Origin of the sequence: Collinsella sp. An7 (genome assembly GCF_002159335.1) — a bacterium.
Classification (GTDB): Bacteria; Actinomycetota; Coriobacteriia; order Coriobacteriales; family Coriobacteriaceae; genus Coprousia.
In genome coordinates this window covers 309319-323369 of the sequence record NZ_NFHP01000001.1, presented here as the reverse complement: position 1 = coordinate 323369, position 14051 = coordinate 309319, and the positions used below count along the sequence as shown (strand labels likewise).

Genomic DNA, 14051 nt, shown 5'->3' with positions numbered 1-14051 from the left:
TTCGTGAGTGGGGTTTGGGCTGGGGCAAAGGAGCCGGACACCGGACGGTGTGGGACGGGGACTGTGCTAGGCGAGCTCCGCCTCGGCCGCGGCGAGGGCCGCGAACTCCTCGTCCGGGGCATTTGCCACCAGGTGGTGACGCGAGTAGACGAAGAAGTAGACCATGAGCGCCACGAGCACGGCGAGCGTGCAGCCGGCGGCGACCACATCCACGAAGAAGGTCGAGACCAGGGCCACCAGCGCGAGCACCAGCGAGATCGAGGTGAGCGCAATGCCGCCGGGCGCCACGAACGCGCGCTCCATCTGGGGCTCGTGGAGGTGCAGCAGGATGTGCGAGAGGTTCATCATGGCGTACGAGACGCAAGCAGCAAAGACAGCCATGTTGAGCAGGGCGCTGCCGTTGCCGATGCCTACGGCGAGGACGACCTCAATCACGCCGAGCACCACGAGCGAGACGAAGGGCGTCTTGCGCGAACCGGTATAGGAGAGGAACTTCGGCAGGTAGCCGGCGCGCGAGAGGGCGAACGCCTGGCGCGAGGCGCTGTAGATGCACGAGAAGAACGATGCCACGAGTCCGGCGAGGCCGGCCACGTTCACGAACGCGGCAAAACCGGGGGCGCCGACCTCGTTCAGGGCGTCGACGAGCGGGGCCGCGGCGGTTCCGGCAAAGAGCGCCCCCGCACCACCCGTGACCAGCATGACGGCCGCAAAGCCCGTGATAAAGAGCAGGAGCATCGCGCCGATGATACCGCGTGGCATGTCGCGCTCGGGGTCGCGCGCCTCCTCGGCCGCAAGGGGCACGCCCTCAACGCCCAGGAACAGCCACATGCCGAAGGGCAGCGCCGCGATCACGCCGCTCACGCCAAACGGCAGGGCCTCGCTCGCACCGGAGGCTGCAGGAGCGATATCAAAAAGGTTTCCCACCGAGAACGACGGGGTGATCCCCACGGCAAAGACCACAAGGGCGGCGACCGCGATGAGCGTGATGCCAAAGGTCACCTTGAGGGCCTCGCCCACGCCCACGATCTGCAGCCCCACGAACACGGCGAAGAAGACGGCGATGATGAGCGCCGAGGGCACGTTGGAGAACCAGCCCAGCGCGTGCACATAGTCGGCGATGAAGGTCGAGATGGCGGCGGGGCAGATGGCAAAATCAACCAGGATGGCAAACCCGGTGAAGGCGCCGCCCACCTTTCCCATCGCGCGGCGGGCGAAAGCGTAGCCCGCACCCGCCGTGGGCATGGCGCACGACATCTCGGCGAGGCCGAACGACATGAAGAGGTACATGGCGCCCATTACCAGAAACGCGATGAGCATGCCGACCCAGCCGCCCTGCGCGATGCCGTAGTTCCAGCCCGAGAAATCTCCCGAGATCGCGTAGGCCACGCCGAGCCCCATGAGCATCACCCAGCTCACCGAGCCCTGCGCAAGCGAGCGCTTCTCAAAGTATTCCGAGGTCTCGGCCGCTGGGGCGGCCTCCCTCCGTGCGTTTGTCGTCATATGGATCACTCCCCCTGTTCCGTTGGTTTGCGGGCGCGCAGCCGCTGGTACCGGGCAGGCCGCACGGGGCATGGGAGACGTCTCGGGCGCACCGGGATGGGAACGGGCCGAGCGCCCGGGACGTGTCCCCGAGTCGCGCGCGAGGGGTTAGCGGGCGCGCGACACGACCATCCTAGGGCGCGCTGGGAGAGGCTCCGGGCGGGCGACGGCAAGGTTACGGAAGCGCAACCGCGCCGAAAACGCGCAGAAAACGCCTCGTAACCGGCTTGTTATCTGTTTGTCAGCCCGAAATGAACCCGAAAACGGGGAGAAACATACGAAATGGGTCAAACGGAACACGTCCCCAACTGACCCATCCGCCGCACATGACAATGGGGACAGGTTGCTTTGTCACGTGACAAAGCAACCTGTCCCCATTGTCACGTCTCAGCAACGGAGCCGGCCCGCCGCAGTGCGCCAGATTGCCGTGAAGCGAGGCGGCATAGGCCTTCGTGCCATGCACGAAGGCTTGAGGGGCAAGGTGGCGTGCCCCTCCGCTACGGAGCCGGCCTCCTGTAGTGCCCGAGATTGGCCTGAAAGAGGAGGGAGGACGCCTTGCGTGCGCCGACCGACGATTGAAGGCCAAGATCAGGTGCTACAGGAGGCCGGCCGGGTCGAGAAGGCTACTCCCGGCCGTTCCAGCAGTACGTACACACCTGCGTGGGGTCGATGCCGATGGCCTCGAGCATGCCCGGCAGGCTCTGATAACCAAGCGAGTCAAAGCCGAGCTGCTCGCAGATCTTCTTCAGCATGCACTTGCCGCGCTCGGTGGAGCTGTCGGCGTACTCGTCCAGATGCTCGTCGCCCTCGGGCCCCTCGAGCTCGCGCACCACGCGGCGCGCAATGAGGTCCTGGTCGGACTTTCCGCGCGAGAAGCTCAGATACTTGCAGCTGAACATAATCGGCGGGCAGGCGGAGCGCATATGCACCTCAGACGCGCCGGCTCTGTAAAGAAAGTCGACGGTCTTGCCGAGCTGCGTGCCGCGCACGATGGAGTCGTCAACCAAAAGCAGGCGCTTGTCGCGGATGAGCTCCGGCACGGGAATCTGCTTCATCTCGGCGATGCGGTCGCGCACGGCCTGGTTCTGCGGCATAAACGAGCGCGACCAGGTGGGCGTGTACTTAATGAACGGCCGCGCAAAGGTGGCGCCGCACTCGTTGGCGTAGCCGATGGCGTGCGGCAGGCCCGAGTCGGGCACGCCCGCCACATAGTCGACCTCGGGAAGCGTCCCGGCGAGCGCCTCGTCGCGCGCCATAATCCGCCCGTTGCGGTAGCGCATGACCTCGACGTTCATGCCCTCGTAGTTTGAGTTGGGATAGCCGTAGTACACCCACAAGAAGGCGCAGATCTTCATCTGGCCGCTCGGCGCCACCACGCTCTCGTACCCCTCGGCCGTAACGCGCACGATCTCGCCGGAGCCCAGCTCATAGGCGTCCTCGTAGCCCAGCTTGTGGTAGACGAACGACTCAAACGAGATGCAGTAGCCATCGCCCGCTGCGTCGCGCCCGATGAGCACAGGCAGGCGCCCCATGCGGTCGCGCGCAGCGTAGATAACGCCATCTTCTGTCATAACGAGCAGGGTGAGCGAACCCTCAATCACCTGCTGCGCATAGACGATGCCCTCAACAAGGTCGTCCTTTTGGTTGATGAGCGCGGCCACGAGCTCGGTGTGGTTAACCTCGCCCGAGCTCATCGCCATAAACTGGGCGCCGCCCTCCTCAAAGTACCGCTCGATGAGCTCGTCGGCATTGTTGATGATGCCGACCGTGGTGATGGCAAAGGTCCCATGGCGCCCGCGAACGAGCAGGGGCTGCGGGTCGGTATCGGATATGCAGCCGATGCCGCTTGTACCATGAAAGCGGTCGAGGTCCTTCTCAAAGCGCGAACGGAAGGGCGCACTCTCGATGGAGTGAATCTCCTTCTGAAAACCGCCCGTACCCTCGCAGAAGACCATGCCCGCCCGGCGCGTGCCGAGATGCGAGTGATAATCGACCCCAAAAAACACGTCGAGCACCACATCGCGACGCGACGTCGCCCCAAAGAAACCGCCCATTGGCACCCCTCTCGCCCGGTTTTGCTACGGCAGCAGTATACCGGGTTGAGCGGTGCCGGAGCGGCAGGGTGGGGCGTCGATTAGATAGACGGGTGACAGGCGGGGCGGGATGGTGGACGGCAAGCAAACGTGGGCGGGCAGCGGACGGGGCGAGAAGGCTGATGATGGGGCAGCAAGCTGGAACGAGGCTCGGCGGTGCAGCAGCCCGCCGACCGACAGGGCGACCGGCACGGTACAATGGGCGGCAAGACTCGACCCTCAGGAGGACCCCATGGATATCCAGGCCATCATCGACCAAGTCGTGCAGACCGTGACCAACGCACCCGAGAAGATCAACGACATTCTCGCCGACCCCCGCGCCGCCATCGAGGACATCACCGGCCAGACGCTCGGCGAGGGCGACCTCACCCAGATTGTGGACGGGGTCAAGGACCGTGTGCTCTCCGGCGGCATCGACCTCTCGGCCATCGACCTTTCTCAGATCGACCTCTCCAAGCTCGGCGGCATCACGAGCCTCCTCGGTGGCGGCTCGGGCAGCTCGCCGCTCGGGGGCATCATGGGCGGCATCGGCAGCCTCTTTGGCAAGAAATAACCCACAGCATGCAAAGCGCCTCGGCACAGCCCGCCAAGCTGACAGACCGTACCGGGGCGCACATGGGCCAGTTGGAACACGTCCCCAACTGACCCAACTGACCCTTAGAAGATGCTGTGCGAATCGTGGCGCAGATAGACGGCGACCGTACCCGGCTCGTCGAGGTCGGCTACGAGCGTGACCGTCCAGTTGGAGGGGTTGAGCACCATGCCGCCATCGTCGGTGATAAGCACCAGATCGGCCTGGTCCACCCCGTAGGAGGCGAGGATGCGCTGCGCATTCGCCCAGTTCTCGCCCACAATGGCAAGAAGATCGGCGGCGCAGAGATTGTCGGGGTCGATGGCGTCGTCCTCATCCGCATCGTCCGCAGCCGCACCCGAGCCCGAGGTGCCGCCCACATCGTGTGATCCGGAAGCATCGGCCGAGCCGCTCGAGCCCACGGAGCTACCGCCCACAACACCTACCTCCGTCTGAGGCGTGCTGGGGTCGCTCGGCCCCCAGACAGACCAGGCAAGGGCACCAACTGCGCCCGCCAACAGCACCGCAACGCACGCGAGAACAACGACCGCCGTCCGCAGGCGCTTGACCCGCGCACCCAGGCCGCGCAGCTCCTCGCGGAGCTCATCCGCCTCGGGCAAGGGCGTCGCAGCTGGGGGCGGAACGGGAGCGGGCAGGGTCGCGTCGGGGACGGCGGCGGCAGCCTCCGCACACGGCGGGACGACGGTCGTCCGCGCGGCGTCATCAGCCGGCGCGGCAACACGGGTCGCTCCCGCGCCGCCATCGGCAGGCGCGGTAACACGGGTCGCCCCCGCATCGGAAGCACCCTCATGCATCCCCTCGTGGCGCTCGGGAGTAAGGTTCTCGGTCATACACGTTCCCTTTCGGTGTCGAGCGCCCGGCAGGGGCGCGGCACGCTATCGGGAGAGAGATACCCCGCGGCGCGGCCGCCCAATCAGCATCACGCAGCACACAAGACCCGCAAACGCCACCGCGGCGCCAACAACTCCCACAAGGCCGATGCCCGGGCACGTCACTACCGTGCCACCCAGCCACGTACCCAAGCTGATCCCCAGGTTAAAGAGCCCCGAGAAGATCGAAACTGCAACCGCGGCGGCCTCCGGCGGCGCCAGGCGGATGATCTCGGCCTGAAAGGCCACGTTAAACGCCGTGGCGCACAAACCCCAGAGCACGCAGACGGCGCAGGCGCTCGCAAACGAGGCGCTCGCCGGCAGCATGAGCGCGAGGGCCGCGGCAACGCCGCCCACCATGATGCGGATAAAGGCCGCGCGATGCCCGTCAAAGCAGCGCGAGAAGAGAAGGCTCCCCACGATACCCGCGCACCCAAAGACCGTGAGCGCAGCGGTGACCTCGCCCGCCGCCAGATGCGCAACCTGCTGCATAAACGGCTCGATGTAGCTGTAGCCGGTGTAGTAGCCCGTCGCCACGAGCACCGTCGTCACATAGATGGCCACGAGTCCGCCGTTTTTCATAAGCGACGGGAGCTCGCGCACGCTAAAAGGCTCGCCTCGGTCGAGCCGGGGCATCACTGCCGCCAGCAGCAGCAAGACCGCCCCCGCCACCACGGCAACGCATACGAAGGTCATACGCCAGCCGAGGGCAAGCCCGATCACGCGGCCGAGCGGCATGCCAAGAATCATGGCCACCGATGTGCCCGTAACAACCATGCTCATGGCGAGCGAGGCATGGCTCTCGTCGGCAATGCGCGAGGCATAGGGCGAGGCGATCGACCAAAAGACCGCATGCGCCGCAGCCACGAGCAGGCGCGCGGCCACTAGCAGCTCAAACGTGGGCGCCACCGCCGAGAGCACTTGTCCAGCAAGAAAGAGCCCAATGACTCCCAAGAGCAGCCGCTTGGGGTCAAAGCGCGAGCATACGACCATGAGCGGCACCGAGAGCACGAGCACGGCGAGCGCATAGACCGAAATCATGGTGCCGGCCTGCGCCTCGTTGAGCGCAAACGACGCTGCGATGTCACTCAGGAGCCCCGTGGGGATAAACTCCGACGTGTTAAAGATAAAGGCCGCGACCGAGAGCCCCACGAGCGGCGCCCACATGCCGAATCCTCCCGAGCCGCCCCCGCGGCGAAGCTGCTGGTTCACAATAGCCCCCTCATTACCCAAACGACGGCGGGCGGAGCGCCCATGCCGCTCCGCCCGTCTCGCGCGTCCTGTTCGTTCTGCCTGCTCCGACCGTTCGCTCGCCTATCCGAGCTCGATCGCATCCGCCTCGTCAATCGTAAGATCGGCCTCAAAGAAGGCCTGGAGTGCCTGCGCGGCAAGCGTCACGTCGCGCACACCGGCCGTCTCGTACGACGAGTGCATCGCCAGCTGCGCACAACCGACGTCGACCGCGTGCATGCTCGCCTGGATGTTAGAGAGGTTGCCGAGCGTTGAACCGCCCGCCATGTCGCTGCGGTTCGCAAAGGTCTGGTACGGCACCCCCGCACGATCGCACACGGCCTCAAACGCCGCGCGGCTAAAGGCGTCGGTGCAGTAGTGCTGGTTTGCCGCCTCCTTGATCACCAAGCCGCCGTTCAGCCGGCAACGGTTGCCCGCGTCGTGCTTCTCGGGGTGGTTGGGATGCACCGCATGCGCGTTATCGCAGCTCACGAGCATCGACTTGGCAAGCGCGCGGCGGTAGTCCTCCGGCGTGAGGCCGAGCGCGGCGGTGAGCCGGGTGAGCGTGTCGGCCAGAAGCGTCGACATCGCGCCCTGCTTGGTGTTGGAGCCGACCTCCTCGTTGTCAAAGCAGCAGTACACTGTCACGCACGCGGGGTTCTGCGCAGCGAGGAACGCCTCGAGCGAGACGTAGGCGCACATGAGGTCGTCGAGCTTGGGCGACGAGACAAACTCCTGCGCCGCGCCCCACACGCACGCCGGCTGACGGTTGACGAGAAAGAGGTCGCGCGCGAGCACCTGCTCGGGTTCAACGCCGACCGCCTTGGCCACATAAGCGTCAAAGGCGCCCTCGCCCAGCTCGCCCGCGGTAATGAGCGGGCAGAGGTCGACCGCGCGGTTGGGCGAGAAACCGTCGTTGACCGAGCGGTCGAGATGGACGGCGAGGCTCGGAATGAGCGCGATGGGCTCCTCGGGCGCGATGAGGCGGCTCTCCACCCGGCTCCCCTCGCGCACGAGCACGCGACCCGCCACCGAGAGCGGCCGGTCAAACCACGTGTAGTCAATCATGCCGCCGTAGGCCTCGACGTTGAGCCGACGAGTGCCCTCCGGACCCTCGAGCTCGGGCACGGCCTTGATCTTAAAGGTGGGCGAGTCGCCGTGCGCCGCGGTGAGCTGAAAATGAAAGCGCCCGTCCTTGGCAAGCGCGCGCTCCCCCACGCGGAAGGCGATCACGCTCGAATTGTTGCGCTGCGTGTAGTACGCCCCGCCCGGCTCGACCGTCCAGGCGTCGCCCTCCGGCAGATAGGTAAAGCCCGCCGCGTCGAGCCGGCGGCGGATCGCCGCGCAGGTATGGAACATGCTCGGACTCTCGCCGATAAACGCGAGCAGCCCCTCGGTAGCCGCGACCTCGTCGTGTGACATGAATGGCCTCCTCAGTGCGTGATGCCCGGTTGTGCGCACCCGGGCCAGCACAGGGCGGCCTGGGCGCAAAAGGCGGGCGCTAGACGAGCTTGCCCGCACAGTGGTCGATCGCGTGCTGCACGACCTCGGCCGTCCACCCGTTCAGGCGCTTCGTGCGGCTCACGAGGTTCTCGCCCGAGAGCACCTGGTACGACACGGTGACCATCTGGAAGCGGCGCACCTCGCTCGGCTCCTCGAGCGACAGGCAGCTCTCCTGCGTCTTGTAGGGCTGTGCGCCGCGCTTGATCTTGGGGTTGAGCATCACGGCAACGCGGTCGCCGTCGCGGTAGGCAATGACGGCCTTGGTGGAGCCGATCTGGTTGGCGGCGAGGCACACGGCGTCGTCGAGCGACTCGAGCGTGTCGCGCAGGTCCTGCACCACCTCGGCGTCGGCCACGGTGGCCTCCTCGGCCGGCTTGCTCAGAAACTCGCGATCCTTGACGATCTCTTTGATCATGAAACTACCCTCCACGAATCCGCCGCGTCCCGCGCGACGGCATCTTATAGCACCCGGCATGATACGAGACAGACGGGCCAGTGGCAAACGGTTTTGCCCGCAAAGGGACGAGCGGGCGGGTTGACGTGTCTGATTGTTTCTACTGGGGCGTCTGATTCCTTCTGTTAGCGGGTCCGACCCCCCCTGTCGGCGAACGCTACGCGAGCTCCTCGGCGATGTAGCGCCCCGTGACGCTCTCGGCGCAGGCTGCCACCTGCTCCGGCGTGCCCGCACACACCACGCGCCCACCCGCGTCGCCACCGCCGGGGCCCATGTCGATCACCCAGTCGGCGTTGGCGATCATGTCGAGGTCGTGCTCGATCACCACCACCGTGGCGCCGTTGGCGATAAGCCGCTCCAGCACGCCGAGCAGCACCTCCACATCGAGCGGATGCAGGCCGATCGTAGGCTCGTCAAACACAAAGAGAGCGTCTGCCTGGTCGCGCGTGAGCTCGCTCGCGAGCTTGAGGCGCTGGGCCTCGCCGCCCGAGAGCGCCGGCGTGGCCTCGCCGAGCGTGAGGTAGCCGAGCCCCAGGTCGGAGAGGGTCTGCAGCTTGCCGAGCACGCTTTTGAGCGTAAGGCCGACGAGCACCTCGCGCGCCTGGTCCACCGTGTACGACATGAGCTCGGGCAGGCTGAGGTCGCCCGCGAGCTTGATGTCGAGCGCCTCGCGACGGTAGCGCCCGCCCTGACAGTCGGGGCAGGGAATGTCCACGTCGGGCAAAAACTGCACGTCGAGCGAGATCTGGCCCGTGCCATCGCAGGTGGGGCACCTGAGGCTTCCCGTGTTGTATGAGAACGCGCCTGCCTTGAGGCCGCGCTCGCGCGCCGCGGGCGTCTTGGCAAAGGCGCGGCGCAGGTCGTCGAGAACACCCGAGTAGGTGGCCACCGTCGAGCGCACATTGGCGCCGATGGGCGTGGCGTCGATGAGGTGCACGCGCCTGAGGTCGCCGGGGTCCACACTGCGCACGTGGCCGGGCAGCGCCTCCCCCGCAATCGCCGCGCGAAGCCCCGGGATGAGGCTCTCGAGCACAAGCGTCGTCTTGCCCGAACCCGACACGCCCGTCACCGCCGTGAGCCTGCCGCGCGGCACCTCGACCGCCAGCGGCTTGACGGTGTGGATGGCCCCGGTCTCGAGCCGCACCGCCCCGCGGGCAAAGACCTCGTCCGCCGCGGCGCGCTCGCGCACCCGCACGCGGCGCACGCCCGAGAGAAAGGGCCCGATGCGCGTGGACGAGCTCTGCTCAACCTCCTCCACGCTCCCCTGCGCGATGACCGAGCCGCCCGCCGTGCCCGAGCCAGGGCCGATCTCTACCAGATGGTCCGCATGGCGGAGCACCCGCACGTCGTGGTCCACCAGCACCACGGAGTTGCCGTCGGCCAGAAGGTCGTCCATCACGCCGAGCAGACCCTCCACGTTGGAGGGGTGCAGGCCGATTGAGGGCTCGTCCAGCACGTAGAGCACGCCGCAGGTGCGGTTGCGCACGGCGCGGGCGAGCTGCACGCGCTGACGCTCGCCCGTGGAGAGCGTGGAGCTGGCGCGGTCGAGCGAGAGGTAGCCCAGGCCCAGCTGCTTGAGCCGCTCGATGGGCTCGGCCATCTCGGCGACGATGCTCTGGGCCATAGGGCGCATGGCCTCGGGCATAAGGGCGGGCACGCCGGGCACCCAAGCCGCAAGCTCGTCGAGCGTCATGCGGGTGGCCTCGCCGAGGTTCATGCCGTCGATGACGGGGCCGCGGGCACGCGCATTGAGGCGCGTGCCGTGGCAGTCGGGACAAACGTCCTCTTTGAGGAACTTTGCCAGGCGCGCAAGGCCCTTCTCGTCCTTGACCTTAGAGAGCGCGTTCTCCACCGTGTAGACCGCGTTGAAGTAGGTAAAGTCCATCTCGCCCACGTCGCCGGTCTTGGAGCTCTGATAGAACATGTGGTGCTTCTCGGCCGGGCCGTGAAAAACGATCTCGCGCTCCTCGGGCGTGAGGTCGCGAAACGGCACATCGGTGCGGACGCCCATCTCGCGGGCAATATCGCGCATGAGCTTCCACATGAGCTGCTGCCACGAGGCAACGGCGCCCTCCTCGATGGAGAGCGACTCGTCCGGCACGAGCGTGGACTCGTCCACCGTGCGCACGATACCCGTGCCGCCGCAGGTAGTGCAGGCGCCCGCGCTGTTAAAGGCGAGATCCTCGGCGCCGGGGCCGTAGAACTCCTGGCCACAGGAGGGGCAGGTGGTGGGGCGCATGAGGGCGACGTCCATGGAAGGCGGCACATGGGTGCCGCAGTGGGGGCACTGGTGGCTGCCGAGGCGCGAGAACATGAGGCGCAGGTAGTTGAGGAGCTCGGTGGAGGTGCCTAAGGTGGAGTGCACCCCGGGAATGCCCGGGCGCTGGCGCAGGGCGAGCGCTGCCGGCACATGGCGCACCTCGTCGACGGTGGCGCGGCCGACCTGTCCGATGCGCCGGCGCGTGTAGGTGGAGAGCGCGTCGAGGTAGCGGCGGCTGCCCTCGGCGTAGAGAGTGCCGAGCGCGAGCGAGCTCTTGCCCGAGCCCGAGACGCCCGCGATGCCCACGAGGCACCCGAGGGGAATGTCGACGTTGATGTTCTTGAGGTTGTGGACGCGGGCGCCGCGGACCTCGATGTGCGTCGGGGCTGTGTAGGCGTGCGCCGGTGCTGGGGCGGGAGGCGCCGGGGTCGGGGTCGGGGCGACCAACGCTCCGCTATTTTCCGCGCTGTTTCGAACCGATTCTCGCTCCATCGCGTCCCCTCTCTCATGTCGTTTTCGACGCCTACGGTACCACGTCGCAAGCGGCGCCGGCGCGAAACGTTGTTTCGCATTGGCCGGTGCCGATGGGCCTCAAACCGTGTGCAGATTTTGCGCGCGATCGCCACACACACGCGAGGGGGGGGGCGAGGCTATACTTGCCTCGTTTCGTTGCTTGGGGTGGCGGTCCAACCGCGTCCACGCGCGCTGACAGTCCGCCGGAGCCGCAGCTCCGGCCCACATCCGCCCGCCCTGCACTCGGAAAGGAGCCGAGATGGATACGATCCTACCCCTGGCCCTCGGCATTATCACCGCAGGTCTCGGCGTCTACATGTGCGTGACGGGCGACGTCCGCCTGCTCCACAGCTACCATTACGCCACCACGCCCGAGGCGCTCCGGCCCCGGCTCGCGCGAATGACCGGCGCGGGGCTCATCGGCTGCGGTGCGAGCATCGTGTTCCTTATCTCCAGCCTCCTGCCCGATTGGTTCACCATCTTAGGGATCGTGCTTCTGGTGCTGTCGATTGCCGAGATGCTCCTCGCCATCGTCCGCTGCAACGGCGGGCTCATGACCTTTCCCGGCGACTCTGTCACGCGCCGCGGCTTTCTGCCCAGCCTGAGCATGCCCGCCCGCATGGCTGTCTTTGCGCTCATCGGGGTGGTGTGCGCGCTCTTTACCATCGTGCCCGGCGTGCAGATGATCGCCACGGGCGACGTTACCCCGCTCCACAGCTACCATTACGTCAACGTCTCCCCCGCTAACCTGCCGCGCCTTGCCACGGCCGAGGGAGCGTGCATGATCGCGCTCGGCGTAGCCCTCGTAGCGGGCATGATCGGCTCGGCGGGTATGATGTCGGGCCAGAGGCCGACGCCGCTGTGGAGCAAGATTACCCTAGGGTTTGCCGTCCTGCTCCTCTGCGCCGCGCTCGCCGGGATGTTCGGCGCCATCATCTACTTCAACGGCTCGCTCATGGGCTAGCGCAGGGTCCGACGCGCCGCCCACCGTGCGGTGAAGCATCAGCCTGTGGACAGGCGCTCGCACTGCCAGACGGCGAGCGAGGCCTTTTACCCGGCAGACGGCCCGGACCCCCTCAAGCAGTGTTTCCGTTCCATTGCAAAGGGCGCCGTGCGCACATGCCGCTGCCGCGCGGGTACACGATGGGTGCACAACACGAGTACCGCGCGCCTCGAAACGCGCCCGCAGAAAGGCGAGCCATGACACGCACACCCCAAGACAACCAGATTGAAGTACATTCCCACGCTATCCGCTACGTCGCACCCGACGGCACCATGCTCGCCGAGGTCACGTTCCCCGAGGAGACGGAGGGCACGGTCCAGATCAATCACACCTTTGTGGACGAATCGCTCCGCGGCCAGGGCATTGCGGGCATGCTGCTCGAGCAGACCGCGCGCGAGCTCAAGGAGACCCACCGCAAGGCGCACCCGACCTGCTCGTACGCCGTGGGTTGGTTTGCGCGCCACCCCGAGTGGGCGGAGCTTGTGGCATAAACGGCGTGCCCCGCGCACGCTGGGGCGTTCTCCCTCGGTCCGCCGCCCATCCCACACAGCACCTCACTCCGCGACCAATCGCCCCTCAGAAGAGGCGTATGCCATCCTTCCCGCATATTTGATGCAAAAAAGCGCCACGATAGGGTCCGAGCAAGACCCATCGCGGCGCTTCTTGCATCAAATACTCCGTGCCGAGCGGTCGCCTCGCCCGAGAAAACGTCCCGGGACAACGCGACCGCTCGGCACGGGCTCCACGTCACACTACGCGTCAAACACCTCGGCGCACTTCTTGAGCAGCTCGATCACCGGAAGGCTCTGCGGGCAGGCGCCTTCGCACTGTCCGCAGGCGATACAGTCGCTCGCGCGTCCGGCGCCCTCGGCCGAGACCGCCTCGGCATAGCGCTTGCGCGCGCCCTCGTCGTCGTCCCACACCAGACGGCGGTTGTAGGCCGAGAAGATGTCGGGAATGGGGATGTTCTGCGGGCAGCCGTCGGTGCAGTAGTGGCACACCGTGCAGGGGATGGAGTCAACAGAGGTCAACTCCTGCCGCGCGTGCTCGATCACTGCGAGCTCGTCGGTGCTGAGCGGCGTGAAGTCGCGCATGTACGAGACGTTGTCTTCCACCTGCTCAAGATTCGACATGCCCGAGAGCACCGTGATGATGCCGTCGAGCGACGCGGCGAAGCGGATGGCCCACGAGGCGTACGAAGCATCCGGGTTGGCGGCGCGCAGGATGTCGGCAACGCGCGGCACGGGGTTGGCAAGGAGCCCGCCCTTAACCGGCTCCATCACCACCACGGGGACATTGTGCCGGCGCGCGACCTCCCAGTTGGCGCGCGATGCCTGCTTGGGGTCCTCCCAGTCGGCGTAGTTGATCTGCAGCTGAATAAAGTCAACGTCGGGGTGCTCGGTGAGGAGCTGGTCCAGAAACTCTGGCGAGTCGTGGAACGAGAAGCCCCAGTGCTTAATGAGGCCCGCATCGCGCTGCTCTTTGACAAAGTTCCAGGCGTCGTACTCGTCGTACTTGGCGATGTTGTTCTTCTGGACGGCGTGGAGCAGGTAGTAGTCAAAGTAGCCCGCGCCGGTGCGCTCGAGGCTCGTGAAGAACTGCTGGTGCGCCGCCTCTTTGGTGGGCGCCTGCATCCAAGCGTTGAGCTTGGTGGCAACGGTAAAGCTCTCGCGCGGGTAGCGGTCGATGAGCGCCGCCTTGAGGGCCGCCTCGGAGGCGCCGTTGTCGTAGACAAAGGCCGTATCGAAGTACGTGGGCCCGGCATCCATGAAGCGATCGACCATCTGCTTGGTCTGCTCGAGGTCGATCGTGCCGTCCTCGAGCTTGGGCAGGCGCATAAAGCCAAAGCCAAGCTTGGGCGTAGACTCTCCGAGATAGCGGTCCATGTTCTCCCCTTTCCTACCGCCGGCAGCCGCTTGCCGGCGACGGGCTCCGCGTATCCACCGCGGGATGTGGCAATCAGCTTCCTTATTCCCTTGAAGTGCACTCCAATAA

General features: G+C 66.5%; 11 protein-coding genes. 3 read left to right on the top strand and 8 right to left on the bottom strand.

What is annotated here, in order from left to right; genetic code table 11:
• Positions 1 to 66 precede the first annotated feature (66 nt).
• Positions 67 to 1500 carry an ethanolamine permease gene (eat, locus tag B5G20_RS01460; protein WP_239286821.1) on the bottom strand — a complete coding sequence of 478 codons (1434 nt, stop codon included), beginning with the start codon at positions 1498 to 1500 and terminating at the stop codon, positions 67 to 69.
• Between the two features lie 662 nt (positions 1501 to 2162).
• Complete coding sequence (locus B5G20_RS01455; RefSeq protein ID WP_087354307.1) at positions 2163 to 3593, bottom strand: amidophosphoribosyltransferase; 1431 nt, start codon at positions 3591 to 3593, stop codon at positions 2163 to 2165.
• Between the two features lie 271 nt (positions 3594 to 3864).
• On the opposite strand from B5G20_RS01455, the gene B5G20_RS01450 reads away from it, so the two are divergent.
• Positions 3865 to 4185 carry a hypothetical protein gene (locus B5G20_RS01450; RefSeq protein ID WP_087354305.1) on the top strand — a complete coding sequence of 107 codons (321 nt, stop codon included), beginning with the start codon at positions 3865 to 3867 and terminating at the stop codon, positions 4183 to 4185.
• Between the two features lie 104 nt (positions 4186 to 4289).
• Here the strand turns inward: B5G20_RS01450 and B5G20_RS01445 are convergent, their stop codons facing one another.
• From B5G20_RS01445 to B5G20_RS01425, 5 genes are all read right to left on the bottom strand, one after another.
• On the bottom strand, positions 4290 to 5054 hold the full coding sequence (locus tag B5G20_RS01445; protein ID WP_087354303.1) for a hypothetical protein: 765 nt from the start codon (positions 5052 to 5054) through the stop codon (positions 4290 to 4292).
• 45 nt (positions 5055 to 5099) lie between these two features.
• Positions 5100 to 6305 carry an MFS transporter gene (locus tag B5G20_RS01440; protein ID WP_239286820.1) on the bottom strand — a complete coding sequence of 402 codons (1206 nt, stop codon included), beginning with the start codon at positions 6303 to 6305 and terminating at the stop codon, positions 5100 to 5102.
• Positions 6306 to 6407: 102 nt separating this feature from the next.
• Positions 6408 to 7745: a M18 family aminopeptidase gene (locus tag B5G20_RS01435; RefSeq protein WP_087354299.1), complete on the bottom strand. Its 1338-nt coding sequence runs from the start codon at positions 7743 to 7745 to the stop codon at positions 6408 to 6410.
• A 79-nt stretch (positions 7746 to 7824) separates the two neighbouring features.
• Positions 7825 to 8241 (bottom strand): peptide deformylase, encoded by a 417-nt coding sequence (locus B5G20_RS01430; RefSeq protein WP_087354297.1) that lies wholly within the window; start codon positions 8239 to 8241, stop codon positions 7825 to 7827.
• A gap of 196 nt (positions 8242 to 8437) precedes the next feature.
• On the bottom strand, positions 8438 to 10987 hold the full coding sequence (locus B5G20_RS01425; protein ID WP_239286819.1) for an excinuclease ABC subunit UvrA: 2550 nt from the start codon (positions 10985 to 10987) through the stop codon (positions 8438 to 8440).
• Between the two features lie 325 nt (positions 10988 to 11312).
• Between B5G20_RS01425 and B5G20_RS01420 the strand changes: the two genes are divergently transcribed.
• Positions 11313 to 12017 carry a hypothetical protein gene (locus tag B5G20_RS01420; RefSeq protein WP_087354293.1) on the top strand — a complete coding sequence of 235 codons (705 nt, stop codon included), beginning with the start codon at positions 11313 to 11315 and terminating at the stop codon, positions 12015 to 12017.
• A gap of 236 nt (positions 12018 to 12253) precedes the next feature.
• Positions 12254 to 12547, top strand: a complete 294-nt coding sequence (locus tag B5G20_RS01415; RefSeq protein WP_087354291.1) for a GNAT family N-acetyltransferase — start codon at positions 12254 to 12256, stop codon at positions 12545 to 12547.
• A 261-nt stretch (positions 12548 to 12808) separates the two neighbouring features.
• On the opposite strand, the gene B5G20_RS01410 is transcribed toward B5G20_RS01415, so the two are convergent.
• A complete protein-coding gene (locus B5G20_RS01410; protein WP_087354289.1) occupies positions 12809 to 13942 on the bottom strand; it encodes an aldo/keto reductase in 1134 nt (377 codons plus the stop codon).
• Positions 13943 to 14051: the final 109 nt, after the last annotated feature.

What these genes read in the sequence shown, in the direction of transcription:
- eat (WP_239286821.1), bottom strand. Translation starts at nt 1,500, where the DNA reads ATGACGACAAACGCACGGAGGGAGGCCGCCCCAGCGGCCGAGACCTCG.
- B5G20_RS01455 (WP_087354307.1), bottom strand. Translation starts at nt 3,593, where the DNA reads ATGGGCGGTTTCTTTGGGGCGACGTCGCGTCGCGATGTGGTGCTCGAC.
- B5G20_RS01450 (WP_087354305.1), top strand. Translation starts at nt 3,865, where the DNA reads ATGGATATCCAGGCCATCATCGACCAAGTCGTGCAGACCGTGACCAAC.
- B5G20_RS01445 (WP_087354303.1), bottom strand. Translation starts at nt 5,054, where the DNA reads ATGACCGAGAACCTTACTCCCGAGCGCCACGAGGGGATGCATGAGGGT.
- B5G20_RS01435 (WP_087354299.1), bottom strand. Translation starts at nt 7,745, where the DNA reads ATGTCACACGACGAGGTCGCGGCTACCGAGGGGCTGCTCGCGTTTATC.
- B5G20_RS01430 (WP_087354297.1), bottom strand. Translation starts at nt 8,241, where the DNA reads ATGATCAAAGAGATCGTCAAGGATCGCGAGTTTCTGAGCAAGCCGGCC.
- B5G20_RS01420 (WP_087354293.1), top strand. Translation starts at nt 11,313, where the DNA reads ATGGATACGATCCTACCCCTGGCCCTCGGCATTATCACCGCAGGTCTC.
- B5G20_RS01415 (WP_087354291.1), top strand. Translation starts at nt 12,254, where the DNA reads ATGACACGCACACCCCAAGACAACCAGATTGAAGTACATTCCCACGCT.
- B5G20_RS01410 (WP_087354289.1), bottom strand. Translation starts at nt 13,942, where the DNA reads ATGGACCGCTATCTCGGAGAGTCTACGCCCAAGCTTGGCTTTGGCTTT.